This is a genomic window from Desulfobacter sp. (assembly GCA_028768525.1).
Classification (GTDB): domain Bacteria; phylum Desulfobacterota; class Desulfobacteria; order Desulfobacterales; family Desulfobacteraceae; genus Desulfobacter.
In genome coordinates, this window is record CP054837.1 from 5,119,648 (window position 1) to 5,134,606 (window position 14,959).

Sequence of the window (14,959 nt, forward strand, 5' to 3'; positions counted from 1 at the left end):
ATTCGCTTCGGCAATACCCATGCCCCCCTTTTTGTTTCAACTCTTCTTCCACAAAGACTCCGGGCCAGCTTCCCCAAGCCTGGCTATCTGGTCATCCTTAACCCTTCATCTATTCCGGTGATCTTATCCATAAGCGCCTTGAGAATTTCTTTATATTCCCGGGTCTTCATTACTTCCGTGAATGCAGCTCTTGCGGCAGGCCAGTCCGGATGGCCCTGGTTTTTCACCTTTAATCCGGCTTCGGCCTCCATCAATTCAGCATATTCCGGGTCAATTCCCTGCAGCGCCTTTTCATATGCTTTTGTCCACTTGAAATTTGCCCATTGAACGGCTCCTTTATCCCTGGATATTTTGTCCGGGTGGGTGTTGAGCACATAATAATACTCCCGCTGGCGCATCTTTGTCATGGTAATCTGAAGGTCCCGGGAAGTTGTAATCAGGCCTTCAAACTCCGGATGTGATCTCATTAAGAGGACGGCCAGATCCTCCTGAAAAGTGATTTTGGCCTTAATATACTTCTCCCACAGGGGGGCTGCCCCACCGGCCCAAACCGAACTGCCAAACAATAAAGCGACACAAATTCCCCACACCCACTTCATTTCATTTCTCCGGACAACGGTTTCGTTCAGAGTCGGTCAACTTAGGGGAAGGCTAAACCCCCTCCAAGCTGTCCGCTGCAGTAATTGCTTTTTAGCCTTCAACGGCCTTTTTTCTTTTGATGGTCGCTTTTTTTATAAAAAAGGCGATGGCCCCAACTGGAATATAGAACTTAAGTATTGATGCCATGTAGGGCGTAGGTTGAATGAATGAAGAAATATTGAAACCAATGTTCAATGGTTTTATACTCCATGCTCCACTCGTCCAGTTAAAAAGGAGTTCTCCTACACCTAAAATTGTAACTATCGCCCAGAGCCATTTCCTTTTTAGGTTTTTGGTTCGCAAACAAACGATAAAAGCCACGGTAATAAATAGAATATAGGAAATATTAAGCAGAAAAAATACGTAATGCTTGAAAGATTTACCTTTGAAAGTGAAACGGTGCAATTTATCGAGGGAATCCGGAAGGGCGTTTACATGAAATCCTTTTATCTTTAATCCGCCCCCGTCATCAAAAAGGACGATGTTAACCAGTTGATAATTATCCTGATATTTTAATTGGTATGAAATGTTATAAGTGATATTTTTATTTAATTTTTTGACATGAACTCCGGTGGTGATTGTTTCTGATATGTCCCCCTTATCCATATAATCAAAGATGGAATACAAAGTATTATTTATTTGTCCACCTTTTATTGATTCGTCAAAACGAGCTAAAATGCTATCTAATTTTTTCCCTTTAACCATTTGGATAGACTGCTTTGCGAAAGTGTCAACATGCTTTGGGAGAAATTTGTCGATCATTTCTTCGTGGGTCAAACATCCATAGAATGCAAAACACGCAAAAATAAATAGATAGAAATGGATTTGTTTTTTCATGTTGCTCCTTTGCCTTTCATGTTGCTCCTTTGCCTTTCATGATGTTTGACAATTGAAATTCGACGTGGGCCGCTTAAGCTGCATCGTTATAAACGATTTGCTATGTTTTTTTTGAATTATTTTTAAATAGCTCAGAGAGTACCATTGACATCCTTTTATCTGAAGCACCAACAGATTTTCCTAATCCCATAACCAACCCGGCACCACACAAATAGAAGACCAGAAGTCCTGTGATCCCGAACATAATAAAAATTACCGGTACGTCTTTTATTATTTCGGAAAAGAAACAAACTAAAATGATAAAAACCATCAGGCCTATAATGAGTATAAGAAAACAAGTGAGCATGAAAACGAGAATATTTCTTGAGGATTTGTCCCAATAAACAGGGTTGCTTGTATCTCTTTTGATCGTTAGAATTATTACTTTTAACGTGGATACGAAAGAAAATCCCAATATAGAGAAAATTATGAGGTACGAAACTATAGCTCCTATATCCAAATGGTGAATCCCTATAGATAATTTTTAATATTAACCTTCTTCTCAAACCGCGATAATATAGATCCTATTTTGAGATATAATTGATTTTTCCGGTTTCTGCAATAATAGCCGCTATTCTTTGAAAGGTGAAAGATGCATCAATTTGTCTGTGCGACTAGGCCGAGGTGCGGGCGGGCGCTGGAGTGGCGTGCGGACTGCCGGCTGCCAGGACGGCAAAGACGGTAGTCCGCTCGCTGTATTCCCGGTCAGGACGACCGGGAATACTTTAACGGAAGCGCCCGCCCGTGCCGTGGCCGGGTTAAACCCAAAACGGTTTCGAGTTCATGGCGTTTCCTTGAAAATCAGTCATGGCTGAATTTCGGGGCATATAGGTTGTTCAGGCCGGGGGATCAAAGGGCATTCTGATCTCCATGTCCCCGGGGCGCGGCTCGGTTAAGGCGTGGGGATAGTGGGACAGGAAGATGTGCTGCATGGCCTTGTTCTCCGGAAGTACCGTAGCCACAAATCCCTTGTAGCCGTTGGCCCGGGCGATTTTTTCCAGTTCCGTGAGCAGGTGGTGGGCAACGCCCTGGCCGTGGAAATCCTCCCGGACCACAAAGGCGACTTCGGCCCAGCCCTTTTCCAGTTCCGCATAGGTGCCGATGGCCATGATTTCGTGGTTCTGCCTGTTCCTGACCAGGCCGATGAGCGAGATGAAGCTGCGGTAGTCCATTTCGGCCCAGTGCGCCTGGGCCATTTTCCTGGAGAAAATAGAGATGGAATGAAAAAAGCGCAGAAAAATGGTTTCCTTTTCCAGGGAGTAGAAAAAGTTGCGATAGGCGATCTCATCCGAGGGGAGCAGGGGACGGACCGCCATATATTTCCTGTTTTCCAGCTTGAACCGGCTTTTATAGGACTCCAGGAACATCAGGTCCTCCGCCGGCAGGGGAAGCTGGTCGGCAAAGATATAGTGGTGTTCCTTGGCGGCAGCCATGAGTTCTGTTCTGAAATCCGGGTGGGCAATCTGGATCAGTTCAATGACCCGCTGGTAGATGCTCTTTCCCTTGAGCTGGGCGATGCCGTATTCCGTGACCACAAAGTTGACGTCCGCCCTCAGGGTGGCCACCCCGGCACCGGCGCTCAGGGTGGGGACGATCCTGGAGACCGTTCCGTCCTTTGCCGTTGAGGGCAGGGCGATGATGGAGAATCCCCCCCTGGACAGGGTGGCGCCCCGGACAAAGTTGGACTGGTCCCCGGTGCCGCTGAAAAACTGCCGGCCCACGGAATCCGAGCAGACCTGGCCGGAAAAGTCCACTTCCAGGGCCGAACTGATGGAGACAAAATTGTCGTTGCGCCCGATAATGCCCGGGGTGTTTACAAAGTCGGCCGTGCCGAAATAAAACTGGATATTGTTGTCGATGTAGTCATAGGCCCTCCGGGTGCCCATGCAAAAGGTGGCCACGGCCCGGTCCTTCATGAAGTTCTTGTATTTATTGGTGATGATCCCCTTTTCAAACAGGGGGATGAAGGCATCGGCAATCATGTGGGTGTGGATGCCCAGATCGTTTTTATTGTCGATGTACTTGAGCAGGGCATAGGGCACCTGGCCGTATCCCACCTGGAGGGTGCTGCCGTCGTCGATGAGTTCCTTGACGTATTGGGCGATGCGGCGGCAGATGGTTTCATCCATTGGGACGTCGCGGTTTTCCTGTAAATCTTCCTCATGGTGTACCAGGTAGTCAATGTCATCCACCCGGATGAAACCGTCCCCGTGGGTCCGGGGCATGCGTGGGTTGACCTGGGCGATGACCAGTTTTGCGTTTTTTACGGCCTCCAGGGTCACATCCACCGACACCCCGAGGCTGGCCACGCCGAAGCGGTCCGGGGGGCTGATCTGCACCAGGGCCACATCCAGGCCGATCTGGTTGCTCCTGAAAAAAGTGGGGATCTGGGAGAGGTAGGTGGGGATATAATCGATTTTTCCTTCAAATGCCGCATCCTGCATGGCCAGCGGAACAAAAAAAAGTTTGACGGAAAACCGGTTTAAAAAATCCTCATCTTCCAGGTATTCGGCCAGGGTGAATGAAAGCATCTGGAAGATCATGGCATCCCGGATGTCATTATTGTTTACCAGGGCACGGATCAGGTGCCGGGGCTCTCCGCATCCCGAACCGATAAAAATCCGGTTGCCGTTTTTAATGGCACGGGCCGCTTCCCTGGCCGAGACAAACCGCTTTTCATACCTTTTATCCGGCATCACCCCTCCTTATGTTTGTTATAGGCCCTGCCGTATACGATACCCAGTTTTTTCATCCGGTGCCTGAGGGTATTGGGGTTGACCCCCAGCATGGCGGCAGCCCCGCTTTCTCCGTTCACCCGGCCGCCTGCCGCAGCCACGATTTTTTCGATATAGGCCTTGACCACTTCATCCAGCCGGGCCACTGTTTCCTGGGGGCGGGGGGCATGGGGCATACCCTGGTCAATATGCACGGACCGGGACATGGACGGGGGGGAAAAATGCAGGGGGCCGTGCCTGTGCTGGATTAAGGCCCGTTCAATGCTGTTTTCAAGCTCCCTGACGTTGCCCGGCCAGTCATGGGCCATGAGCCGCTCCATATCCGTTTCCATCACATGGGGAAGGTCCTGGATACCCATTTCCATGGCTTTCTTTTTTAAAAAATGGTCCACCAGCAGGGGAATATCCGGTTTGCGTTCCCGCAATGGCGGAATCATAATGGGAAAGGCATTGATTCTGAACCAGAGGTCCTCCCGGAATTTTTTTTGGGCCACCATCTGCCCGAGGTCCCGGTGGGTGGCCACAATTACCCGGATATCCAGCTTGATGGGCGGCGATCCCCCCACCCGTTCGATTTCCTGGGTCTGGAGTACACGGAGCAGCCGGATCTGGGCCCAGGGGGGGAGTTCCCCGATTTCATCCAGAAAGATGGTGCCCCTGTGGGCCCGTTCGAACCGTCCCCGTTTCTGATTTACCGCACCGGTGAAGGCCCCTTTTTCGTGGCCGAACAATTCGCTGTCAATGAGGTTCTCAGGGATGGCCCCGCAGTTCACCTTGATAAAGGGGTGGTGTTTCCGGGGGGAAAGTCTGTGGATGGCATTGGCAATCACCTCTTTGCCCACACCGGTCTCCCCCAGGATCAGGGTGGTGGTTTTCAACGGCGCCACCTGCCGGACCTTTTCCAGCACACTGCCGAGCCCCTGGTCCGCCCCGATCACCTCATTTCCGCTTTTGGCCAGGAGTTCATGGCTCAGATAGCGGTTGTCCGAGACCAGTTGCTCTTTCAGCCGATGCAGTTCCTGGTGCTTGAGGGCATTGGCCATGGCAATGGCAAAGGGGTCCCGCAGCAGGGAAAAAAGCCTGGCATGGTCCTGGGTGAACCGGTCCTTTCCCTTTGCGAAGAGGTCAATAACCCCGAGGCGATGTCCCTCTATCCTGAGCCGCAATGCGATAAAGGAGGATTCGTCCAGGTTCAGTTCCCGTCCGATGATCCGGCCCATGGGGTCTTCCTCCGGCCGGTTGATGATCATATGGTCTTTCAGGCGCCGCCCGGTTTCAATGTCATGGATCAGGGCCTGGGGCAGATGGATCACACGGTCCATCCGTTTGCCTCCCCGGGCGTCTGCCCTGGCCACATAGCGCAGCCCCCCCAGTGCGGGTTCGTATATGTTCAGGTAGATGGCATCGGCGGGGAGAACGTCGCAGATATACTCCCGGCACCGCCAGAGTGCGGTTTCAATGTCCAGGCTGCTGCAGATTAAAAGGGTGGCCTGTTTAAAAAAGAGGGCATCGTCCACCGTGGCGGGGATCGTTTTTACCGTATTTGGAAATTTCATGGATAAATCTCCTTATTTGGAGATTAGAATAACCATATTTGATAATTAACTTCAACCGGATTCTAAAAAAAGCCGGGCATTTCTATAATTTAAAATCCCGTAAATCTGTGCGATATTACCTGTCCTTCTGGAATCTCATTCATTTTTACCAGGAAGGTGCCGTGGCGGCAACAAGGTTTTTTAAGCGGGCTGTAACATGGAACGGATTTTGCTCTGAATAGGGGTGAAAGTGGAAATTCAATTTACCCTGTTCTAAGGAGTTCCGCCATGTCCATGTTCAAAAGAGCCGCCCATTCCCTGCTTCAGATCATTGGGGAGCCGTTGCTGGCCTTCATGCTCTTTGGCCTGAAGGTCATGTTTTTTGCCCGCCCCCTCCTGGACAGCGCCTTTGGGCAGCGCATCGGGGAAATGGATTTCTCCGCCCAGATCCGGATCCGGAATGCCCCCATGGGAAGGACCTTTATATTTAAGCAGGGGAAGGTTAAGTCCCACAGGAGGGTTGGTGAGGGGGCGGATGTGAGCCTCATTTTTATCGATGCCGCCACTGCCGTGGAACTGATGCTTCGAAGCGGCAATCACCTGGTCCAGATCCATGCCATGAAAAATTTTCTGGTGGATGTCCAGGGCCCGGATAAAAAGGTGATCCAATTCATGCAGGCGTTGAATGGACTTAAATCCTTTGATTCAGACCGGGATTACGGGGTGCGGCTGAAAAACGGGGAGATCCGCTATACCAGCAATACCAACGGGGGACCGGTGTTCGTTTATGTCCGGGATGGAAAGATCATCCGGATTACCCCCATTGAGTTTGATGACACCGACGCCCCCTCCTGGCAGATTGAAGCCCGGGGAAAAACCTTTACCCCGCCCCGGAAAGGCAGCGTCACCCCCTATGTGATGGCCCTGAGATCCCTGGTCTATTCCCCGGACCGGCTGCTGTATCCCATGAAACGGGTGGATTTTGATCCCAATGGGGAACGGAATCCCCAGAACCGGGGCATCTCGGGATATGAACGTATCTCCTGGGATGAGGCCCTGGACATGGTTGCCGGCGAAATAAAACGGATGAAAAAGACTTACGGCCCCGGTGCCATCATGAACGGCAGCGGTTCCCACCACACCTGGGGGAATCTGGGATACTGGCTTTCCACCCGGACCCGGTTCATGAATTCCATCGGGTACAGCCCGGTGGCCCACAACCCCGACAGCTGGGAAGGCTGGTACTGGGGGGCCATGCACCATTGGGGAAACAGCATGAGAAACGGGGGCTCGGATACCTACGGCACCATTGAGGACTGCCTCAAGGAATGCGAAATGATCGTCTTCTGGTCCAGCGACCCCGAAGCCACCAACGGGGTGTACGGCGCCTTTGAGGGAACCGTGCGGCGGCTGTGGGCAAAGGAACTGGGCATCAAAATGGTGCACATCGACCCCTATTACAACCATACGGCGGCCCTGCTGGGGGGGAAATGGCTGGCCCCCCGGCCGGATACGGGGAATGCCATGGGTCTGGCCATCGCCCATGTCTGGATCACCGAAGATCTTTATGACAAGGACTATGTGGCCGGGCGCACCCTGGGATTTGACAAGTGGAAGGCCTATATCCTGGGCGAGGAAGACAATATTGAAAAGACCCCGGAATGGCAGGAAAAGGAGACCGGGGTGCCGGCCAGGGATGTCAGGGCCCTGGCCCGGGAATGGGGTAAGAAGAAGACCTATCTGGCTCCTGGCGGCCTTGTGGGATTCGGGGGAGCCTGCAGGAGCGCCACCGGCATTGAGTGGGCCCGGTCCATGGTCTGCCTCATGGCCATGCAGGGCCTGGGAAAGCCCGGTGTTAACATGGGCGGACTCCAGCAGGGCACCCCGGTGGACATTCATTTTTATTTTCCCGGATACGCGGAAGGGGGGCTGTCAGGGGACCTGGACAATACGGGGCTGCGGATCAACCTCTACCAGAAGATGCCCCAGCTTCCCACCATGAATACCGTCAGCCAGCTCATCCCCAGGCTGCGGATTCCCGAGGTCTTTCTCAACGGAACCTGCGAGGGATACCCCTGCGACCCCAAAAGCATTGAAGGGCAGTTTAAAAAATTCAAATATCCGGCGCCGGGCCATGCACCGGTGAAAATGTATTATAAATACGGGGGCTCCCATTTCGGCACCATGCCCGGGGCCAACCGCTATGTAAAGGGATATCAGAGCGAAAACCTGGAGTTTGTGGTCAACCAGTCCATCTGGTTCGAGGGGGAGGCCAAATTCGCCGATGTCATCCTCCCTGCCTGCACCAATTTTGAGCGCTGGGATATCGGGGAAACCGCTAATTCCGGCGGCTACAGCCACCACCAGTTTACCCAGTGGAACCATAGGATCATCACCTTTCAGCACAAATGCATCGCGCCTTTGGGGGAATCCAAATCCGATTACCAGATTTTCCTGGAACTGGCCCAGCGCCTGGACCTGGGCGCACCATTCTCCGAGGGCTGTACCGAACTTGAGTGGTGCCGCAGGCTCTTTGATGCCAGCGACCTGCCAAAGGTGATGTCCTGGAAATCCTTCGTCAAAAAGGGGTATTATGTGGTGCCGCCCCCCGATGACGCCCTCAAGGCCCCGGTCTCCTACCGCTGGTTTGCGGAAGGACGAAAAAAAGATGTGCCCGAGCCTTCCCCCCTGCCGGCGGATTATACTGAAAAGTGGCGGTCCGGCCTCCAGACCCAGTCCGGAAAGCTTGAATTTGAATCCTCAAGTTTGAAGCGGTTTGCACCGGATGATCCGGAACGGCCTCCCATTTCAAAGTACATCCCCTCATGGGAGGGGTATCACAGCCTGGAATTGAAGAAGAAATACCCCCTCCAGCTCATCTCTCCCCATCCCCGGTACAGCTTTCATACCATGTTCGATGCCAAGGACGGATTTATGAACGATGTCAAAGACCACCGGGTGAAAATCGGGGGGCACCATTATTGGATCGTCAGAATCAATGCCGGGGATGCCAAGTTAAGGGGGATCGGCCGCCATGACCTGGTGGAGGTGTTCAATGACCGGGGATCTGTGATCTGTGCGGCCTTCCCCACCCAGCGGATCCCGCCGGGGGTGGTCCATTCCTGCGAGGGGTCGGCCCGGTACGAGCCCCTGGGAGAACCCGGGAATTCCCCTGACCGGGGCGGGTGCATCAATCTGCTCACCCCTGACAGGCATATTATCAAACGATCCCATTCATCCGCACCCAACTCCTGCCTGGTTCAGGTCCGGGCCTGGGCGGCGTAAACAGTGGAAAAGAGGTGGAACCATGGCAAAATGGATCATGACCATTGACATTGAAAAATGCGAAAACTGCAACAATTGCTTTCTGGCCTGCAAGGATGAGCATTACGATAATGACTGGCAGCCTTACACCCTGGCCCAGCCCCGCCACGGCCACCGGTGGATGAATATCCACAGAAGAGAACAGGGCCAATTCCCCTGTATCAGCGTGGCATATATGCCCAGGCCCTGCTTCCACTGCCCGGATCCCCCATGTATGAGCGGGTGTTCAAAGGGGGAAATTTATAAACGGCCCGACGGGATTGTGGTGGTGGATCCGGAAAAATCAAGGGGGCGGAAAGATCTGGCCGCAGCCTGCCCCCACGGGGCCATCTGGTGGAATGAAGAAAACCAGACCCCCCAGAAATGCACCTTCTGCGCCCATCTTCTGGACAATGGCTGGCAGCAGCCCCGCTGCGTCCAGGCGTGCCCCACCGGCGCCCTGACCTTTCAAAAAATCCCCCATGAATCCCTGGGGGAATATATGCGGTCTCAGGGGCTGGTAACGGCCGACGGCTCTGTCCCTCCCTCCGGCTCCCGGGTTCCCGGGATCCTTTATAAAAACCTGGATCTCTATAACAAGTTTTTTATCGCCGGCAGTGTGGCCACTGGAAAAGGGGCCGTGGAGGAGTGTGTTGAAGGGGTGAGGGTCGAGTTACTCCAAAAAGAGAACCTGGTCGCCCGGCAGACAACGGATGCCTTCGGCGATTTCCGATTTCCCGGCCTCTCCAGAAACAGCAGCCCGTTTGAACTTCGACTGCACTTTAGGGGCAATGAAGTGGGCCGGGAAAAAGTGGCATTGACCACAAGCACTTTTATCGGGACCCTATGGATATAGGGCGCCTGCCCCCCGGGGCAGGCGCTGCTTCCCGGGACCCGGGGTGGCATTTGCCCCCCTTCAAATCCAAATCCTCCTGTTCCTGGATCCCCCCGTTTTTTTTGTGGCCTTTGGCCGGAAAATACGATATGCAGAAACCTGGTTCCTAATGTGGCCTTTTACTAAATTAACGATGATCTGATTTCGACAGCTCCAAGGGAAAAATTGGACAAATCTAATCTAAACTCAACAGCATGCCCCGGCATTGGCAGCGCCCCGCTTTTCCAGATGATGATGGACAATGCCCCGGATATGATCTGGGCCAAGGATCTTAACAATAGGTATCTATTTGCCAACCGCGCCATCTGCGACACCCTTCTCAAATGCGGCAGTCCGGAGGATGTCGTTGGAAAGGACGACCTTTACTTTGCCGAAGGGGAAAGAAAACGGGGCTATCTGCATACTTTCGGTGATATCTGTGTGGATTCCGACGAAGTGGTCAAGGAGAGCCGGAAAGCGGGCTCTTTTATTGAAGAGGGCTTTGTCCGGGGGCGGTACCTGATTTTAGACGTGCACAAGGCGCCGCTGTACAACGATGCCGGAGAAATGGTGGGAACCGTGGGGTCGGCCAGGGATATCACCGAACAGCGGGCCATGGAACTGAAACTGAAGAAAAGCGAGGCACGGTTCCGGCAGATGGCGGATTTCCTGCCCCTTCCCATTGTCGAAGTGGATTTTGAACTGAACCTTTCTTATATCAACCGGACCGGACTGGCCTATTTCGGCTACACCCGTGAAGAGGCCGAACAATCGCCTGAGATCAAAAACCGTATCCCCAGGGAAAGACTCGGGACGGTCTTCTCATGGATGGAGCGGCTTCGCCAGGGCGTTGAGGTTGGCCCCTTTGAAAACCATTTTGTCAAAAAGGACGGCACCCGTGTTTTCGGTGTGGTCCATGCCGCCCCCATACGTGAGGACGGGGAGGTGGTGGCCATCCGGGCCTGTTTCACCGATCTCACCCGGCGGCATGAGGTGGAAATGGCCCTGGGGGAGAGCGAAAGAAGATTCAGAACCCTGTTTAACGTGATCACCGATGCCGTGTTTGTCCATCCCTTTTCCGGGGAAGGGTTCCTGAACTTTGTGGAGGTGAATAATGCCGCCTCCGGAATGTACGGGTATACCCGGGAGGAATTTCTGGCCATGTCACCCTGGGAGCTGATTCCGGACACGGGAAGCAAAAGCCGGATCCACACCGAGTCCAGAGCCGCCCTTGAAAAGAAGGGAAAACGGGTGGCGGAGTACCTGCACATCCGGAAGAATAATGAAATTTTTCCCGTGGAACTCTCTTCCTGCCTTTTTGAATTCCATGGGAAAACCATGATTCTGTCCACGGTGAGGGATATCACCGACCGCCGCCGGAGTGAAAAGGAGCGGGAAGATGCGGTGAAATTTGCTGCGGAGCAGGAAAAATACGCCCTGGTGGGCCAGGTGGCCGGGAAAATGGCCCATGATTTCAACAATATCCTGGGCGGAATCATGGGCAACGCCGAATTGTCCCTCATCGACTGCCGGGACGAGGCCGTGAAGTCCACCCTTGGGATCATTCTTGAGCAGACCCTGAGGGGAAGGAACCTGACAAGGAACCTGGTGGCCTTTGCCCGGGACCAGGAGCCCAAGGAAGAGTTTTTCGATATCAACGAAAAGCTGGCGTTGGTGCTCAGTCTCATGAAAAAAGATCTGGAAGGGGTGGCTGTCTCCCTGAAACTTGCCCCCGATCTCCCCGATCTTCTTGCGGATCCGGGCATGATTGAGCATGCCCTGGTCAACCTCATCCAGAATTCGGTCCATGCCATGGGTAAACAGCCCCATCCCCGGATGGTGATATCAACGGCCCATTTAAAAAAGGGCCTCTCCATCGAAATCAGGGACAACGGGTGCGGTATTCCGGCACGTTTCCATGACCGGATCTACGCCCCATCCTTTACCCTCAAGGGGAGCAAGGATCTTTTGGGCCATTACCATAAAGAGATCCGGGGAACGGGTTACGGCATGGCCAATGTTAAAAAATACATCCAAAAGCACCGGGGCCGGATCCGGTTTACCTCAAAAGAGGGGGAGGGCACCTGTTTCGTCATCACCATCCCCCTGGTCAATAAGGAACTCACCCGCAGAGAAAAACGGCGAATGGAAAACAAGCAGGTGGTCCAGAACAGAAAGATTCTCCTGGTGGAAGACGAGCCGGACATCTCCGGGGTCCAGGAGAAAATATTGACCCAGGCCCCGTTTTTCCACGAGGTAAGGGTATCCGCAGACGGGCAGGCCGCCCTGGAGGCCCTTGACCGGGAGGATTTCGACCTGGTCAGCCTGGATTACCTGCTGCCCGGACGGCTCAACGGCATGGATATTTATACCCACATCCGCCGGAACAATCCGGATATCCCTGTGATCTTCCTTTCCGGAAACATGGAGTTCATAGAGTCCATTAAGGAGATCAGCGCCCGGGACTCCCGGGTGGCCCATCTGATCAAACCCTGCCAGAACATCGTCTATGCAGATACCATCAATGCCTGGCTGGCAGGCGACCCTGAATAGGTCCCGCCCGCTGATCCGTTTATCCAGGCGCCCCCGGGAGTATTAAAACGGGGCGGCCTGTCAAAGGTGCGTCACCCGGCATTATCGGGAAGGAAATATCTCCTGGCCCCTGGAGGTGAATGAAGACCTGGAGCCGATCATTATGGTTTCAATAATGGGTAAATTCACCGGTTTGCCGGCCTTCCACCGAACCATGAAATTGGCGCCGGAACCCCCGGATTTATCTCCTTGGGAGATGACGTACCGGGCGGTTCCCAGGGCATTGAGGGTCACAGGCGCTGCAATGTGCTTTTTTATGCGTTTGCCCTCTGTATCGTAATAGTCCACGGAGAGGATCTCAATGGGATGGTTGGGATCCGTATTTCTGATGCTCAAGGTGACGGCCAGAAGGGATTGGACCTCCTTATTCCCGCTGTAGATATGGGAATATGCCGGGACATAGACGGTCTGGCCCGTTGATAAATTTTCTTTTGCCCGGGCAGCGTCCGGGGCCGTCACGGTCAGTGTCATCATCAGGATAAAAAAGGCCATTAAAATATGCTTCATGCTTACTCTCCGTCATGCCGGGTACGGGCCCCGGCGTTCTAGTCAATGATCATATGGATGTATAGTTGACTTATGAGAAAAAATCCAGGGCCAATTCCTTCCCTTCCCAACCGGGCGGCCGGGGCATGTCCAATATTTAGCTTGCGCCCCGGAAAGAAGGCGTATAAAGTCGATTTTAAGTTTATTACATGCCGGCCCGGTTCCGGAGGGCAGGTGTCGTCGTAACCCAGTGTCAACTGTTAACCTGAAGGAGAGAAACAAGATGAGATTGCAAAAGGCTGTTTTAACATTGTTCTTCGCCCTGATGCTCGGCATTTTTGCCGCATCGGCCCAGGCCAAAACCCTGGTCTATTGTTCCGAAGGGAGCCCTGAAGGGTTTACCCCCATCCACTACACCGCAGGCACCACCTTTGACGCCTCCTCCCGGCAGATTTTCGACCGGCTTGTGCTCTTTGAGCGGGGCACCACCAAAATCATCCCCGGCCTGGCCACCTCATGGGACGTCTCCGAAGACGGCAAAACCTATACCTTCCACCTGAGAAAAGGGGTGGATTTCCACACAACCCCATTTTTTACCCCCACCCGGCAGTTTAACGCCGACGACGTACTCTTCACCTTTAACCGGGCGGCGGACAAAAACCATCCCTACCACAAGGTATCCGGCGCAAGTTACGAATACTACGAAGCCATGGGCATGGATGAACTGATTGAATCCCTGACCAAAACCGACGATTACACCATCGTTTTCAAGCTCACCCGCCCCGAGGCCCCTTTCATCGCCAACCTGGGCATGGATTTCGCCTCCATCCACTCCGCCGAATATGCCGACAAGATGATGGCGGCCGGAACGGCTGAAAACTTCGACCAGCAGCCCATCGGCACCGGCCCCTATGTATTCGTCTCCTACCAGAAGGATTCCATGATCCGGTACAAGGCCCATCCCACCTATTGGCAGGGCAAGGCCAAAATCGATAAACTGGTATTCTCCATCACCCCTGATCCCTCTGTCCGCTATGCCAAGCTGAAAGCCGGTGAATGCCACGTCATGCCCTATCCCAACCCGGCGGACCTGGCCCTGATGAAAAAAGACCCCAAGGTAAATCTGATGGAGCAGGAAGGGCTGAACGTGGGCTATCTCGGGTTCAACACCGAGAAAAAACCTTTTGACAACCTTAAGGTCAGAAAAGCCCTGAACATGGCCGTGAACAAAGCGGCCATCATCGATGCCATCTACCAGGGGGCCGGCAAGGCCGCCGTCAACCCCATCCCCCCGACCATCTGGTCCTACAATGAAAGCATCAAAGATTATCCCTATGACCCCGAAGCCGCCAAAAAGATGCTGGCCGACGCCGGGTTTAAGGACGGATTTGAAACCAATATCTGGGCCATGCCCGTACAGCGCCCATACAACCCCAATGCCCGCCGCATGGCTGAAATGATCCAGGCCGACTGGGCCAAGGTCGGGGTCAAGGCCAAAATCGTTTCCTTTGAATGGGGGGAATACCTGAAACGCTCGAAGGAAGGGGAACATGAAACCGTGCTCCTGGGATGGACCGGCGACAACGGCGATCCCGACAACTTCCTCAACGTGCTGCTGGGCTGCGATGCCATCGGCTCTGCCAACCGCGCCAGATGGTGCTACAAGCCCTTTAACGACCTGCTGGTACAGGCCAAAACCACTTCCGACGTTGCGGTCAGAACCCAGCTCTACCGTGAAGCCCAGAAGATATTCAAGGAACAGGCCCCCTGGGTCACCATCGGCCATTCCGTGGTCTATGAACCCATCAGAAAAGAGGTGGTTGATTATAAAATCGATCCCTTTGGCGGGCACATCTTCTACGGTGTAGACCTCAAATAAGACAAAAGGGCCGGGGCGGCAACGCTTCCGGCCCTTCGCT

Annotated in this window: 9 protein-coding genes; 4 read left to right on the forward strand and 5 right to left on the reverse strand. The window is 53.5% G+C overall.

What is annotated here, in order from left to right:
- Nucleotides 1-83: 83 nt before the first annotated feature.
- From HUN04_22510 to HUN04_22525, 4 genes are all read right to left on the reverse strand, one after another.
- Nucleotides 84-467, reverse strand: a complete 384-nt coding sequence (locus tag HUN04_22510) for a hypothetical protein (protein ID WDP92341.1) — start codon at nucleotides 465-467, stop codon at nucleotides 84-86.
- Between the two features lie 223 nt (nucleotides 468-690).
- The gene (locus HUN04_22515; GenBank protein ID WDP92342.1) at nucleotides 691-1,476 is read right to left on the reverse strand and encodes a hypothetical protein; all 786 of its coding nucleotides are present in this window, start codon (nucleotides 1,474-1,476) and stop codon (nucleotides 691-693) included.
- An 875-nt stretch (nucleotides 1,477-2,351) separates the two neighbouring features.
- Entirely contained in the window at nucleotides 2,352-4,211 is a 1,860-nt protein-coding gene (locus tag HUN04_22520; GenBank protein WDP92343.1) for a GNAT family N-acetyltransferase, read from the reverse strand.
- Nucleotides 4,211-5,806: a sigma 54-interacting transcriptional regulator gene (locus HUN04_22525; GenBank protein ID WDP92344.1), complete on the reverse strand. Its 1,596-nt coding sequence runs from the start codon at nucleotides 5,804-5,806 to the stop codon at nucleotides 4,211-4,213. The genes HUN04_22520 and HUN04_22525 overlap by 1 nt, the downstream gene beginning before the upstream one ends.
- Before the next feature lie 333 nt (nucleotides 5,807-6,139).
- On the opposite strand from HUN04_22525, the gene HUN04_22530 reads away from it, so the two are divergent.
- The 3 genes from HUN04_22530 (at nucleotide 6,140) to HUN04_22540 (ending at nucleotide 12,515) form a co-directional block, all read left to right on the forward strand.
- Nucleotides 6,140-9,070 (forward strand): molybdopterin-dependent oxidoreductase, encoded by a 2,931-nt coding sequence (locus tag HUN04_22530; GenBank protein ID WDP93377.1) that lies wholly within the window; start codon nucleotides 6,140-6,142, stop codon nucleotides 9,068-9,070.
- A gap of 22 nt (nucleotides 9,071-9,092) precedes the next feature.
- A complete protein-coding gene (locus HUN04_22535) occupies nucleotides 9,093-9,944 on the forward strand; it encodes an oxidoreductase (protein ID WDP92345.1) in 852 nt (283 codons plus the stop codon).
- 204 nt (nucleotides 9,945-10,148) lie between these two features.
- Nucleotides 10,149-12,515, forward strand: coding sequence for a PAS domain S-box protein (locus HUN04_22540; protein ID WDP92346.1), 2,367 nt, complete (start codon nucleotides 10,149-10,151; stop codon nucleotides 12,513-12,515).
- Nucleotides 12,516-12,596: 81 nt separating this feature from the next.
- On the opposite strand, the gene HUN04_22545 is transcribed toward HUN04_22540, so the two are convergent.
- A complete protein-coding gene (locus HUN04_22545) occupies nucleotides 12,597-13,061 on the reverse strand; it encodes a DUF3124 domain-containing protein (GenBank protein WDP92347.1) in 465 nt (154 codons plus the stop codon).
- Nucleotides 13,062-13,323: 262 nt separating this feature from the next.
- Here HUN04_22545 and HUN04_22550 point away from each other — a divergent pair, with 262 nt between their 5' ends.
- Entirely contained in the window at nucleotides 13,324-14,919 is a 1,596-nt protein-coding gene (locus HUN04_22550) for an ABC transporter substrate-binding protein (protein ID WDP92348.1), read from the forward strand.
- The last annotated feature ends 40 nt before the right edge of the window (nucleotides 14,920-14,959 follow it).

What these genes read in the sequence shown, in the direction of transcription:
- HUN04_22510 (WDP92341.1), bottom strand. Translation starts at nt 467, where the DNA reads ATGAGATCACATCCGGAGTTTGAAGGCCTGATTACAACTTCCCGGGAC.
- HUN04_22515 (WDP92342.1), bottom strand. Translation starts at nt 1,476, where the DNA reads ATGAAAAAACAAATCCATTTCTATCTATTTATTTTTGCGTGTTTTGCA.
- HUN04_22520 (WDP92343.1), bottom strand. Translation starts at nt 4,211, where the DNA reads ATGCCGGATAAAAGGTATGAAAAGCGGTTTGTCTCGGCCAGGGAAGCG.
- HUN04_22525 (WDP92344.1), bottom strand. Translation starts at nt 5,806, where the DNA reads ATGAAATTTCCAAATACGGTAAAAACGATCCCCGCCACGGTGGACGAT.
- HUN04_22530 (WDP93377.1), top strand. Translation starts at nt 6,140, where the DNA reads ATGCTCTTTGGCCTGAAGGTCATGTTTTTTGCCCGCCCCCTCCTGGAC.
- HUN04_22535 (WDP92345.1), top strand. Translation starts at nt 9,093, where the DNA reads ATGGCAAAATGGATCATGACCATTGACATTGAAAAATGCGAAAACTGC.
- HUN04_22545 (WDP92347.1), bottom strand. Translation starts at nt 13,061, where the DNA reads ATGAAGCATATTTTAATGGCCTTTTTTATCCTGATGATGACACTGACC.
- HUN04_22550 (WDP92348.1), top strand. Translation starts at nt 13,324, where the DNA reads ATGAGATTGCAAAAGGCTGTTTTAACATTGTTCTTCGCCCTGATGCTC.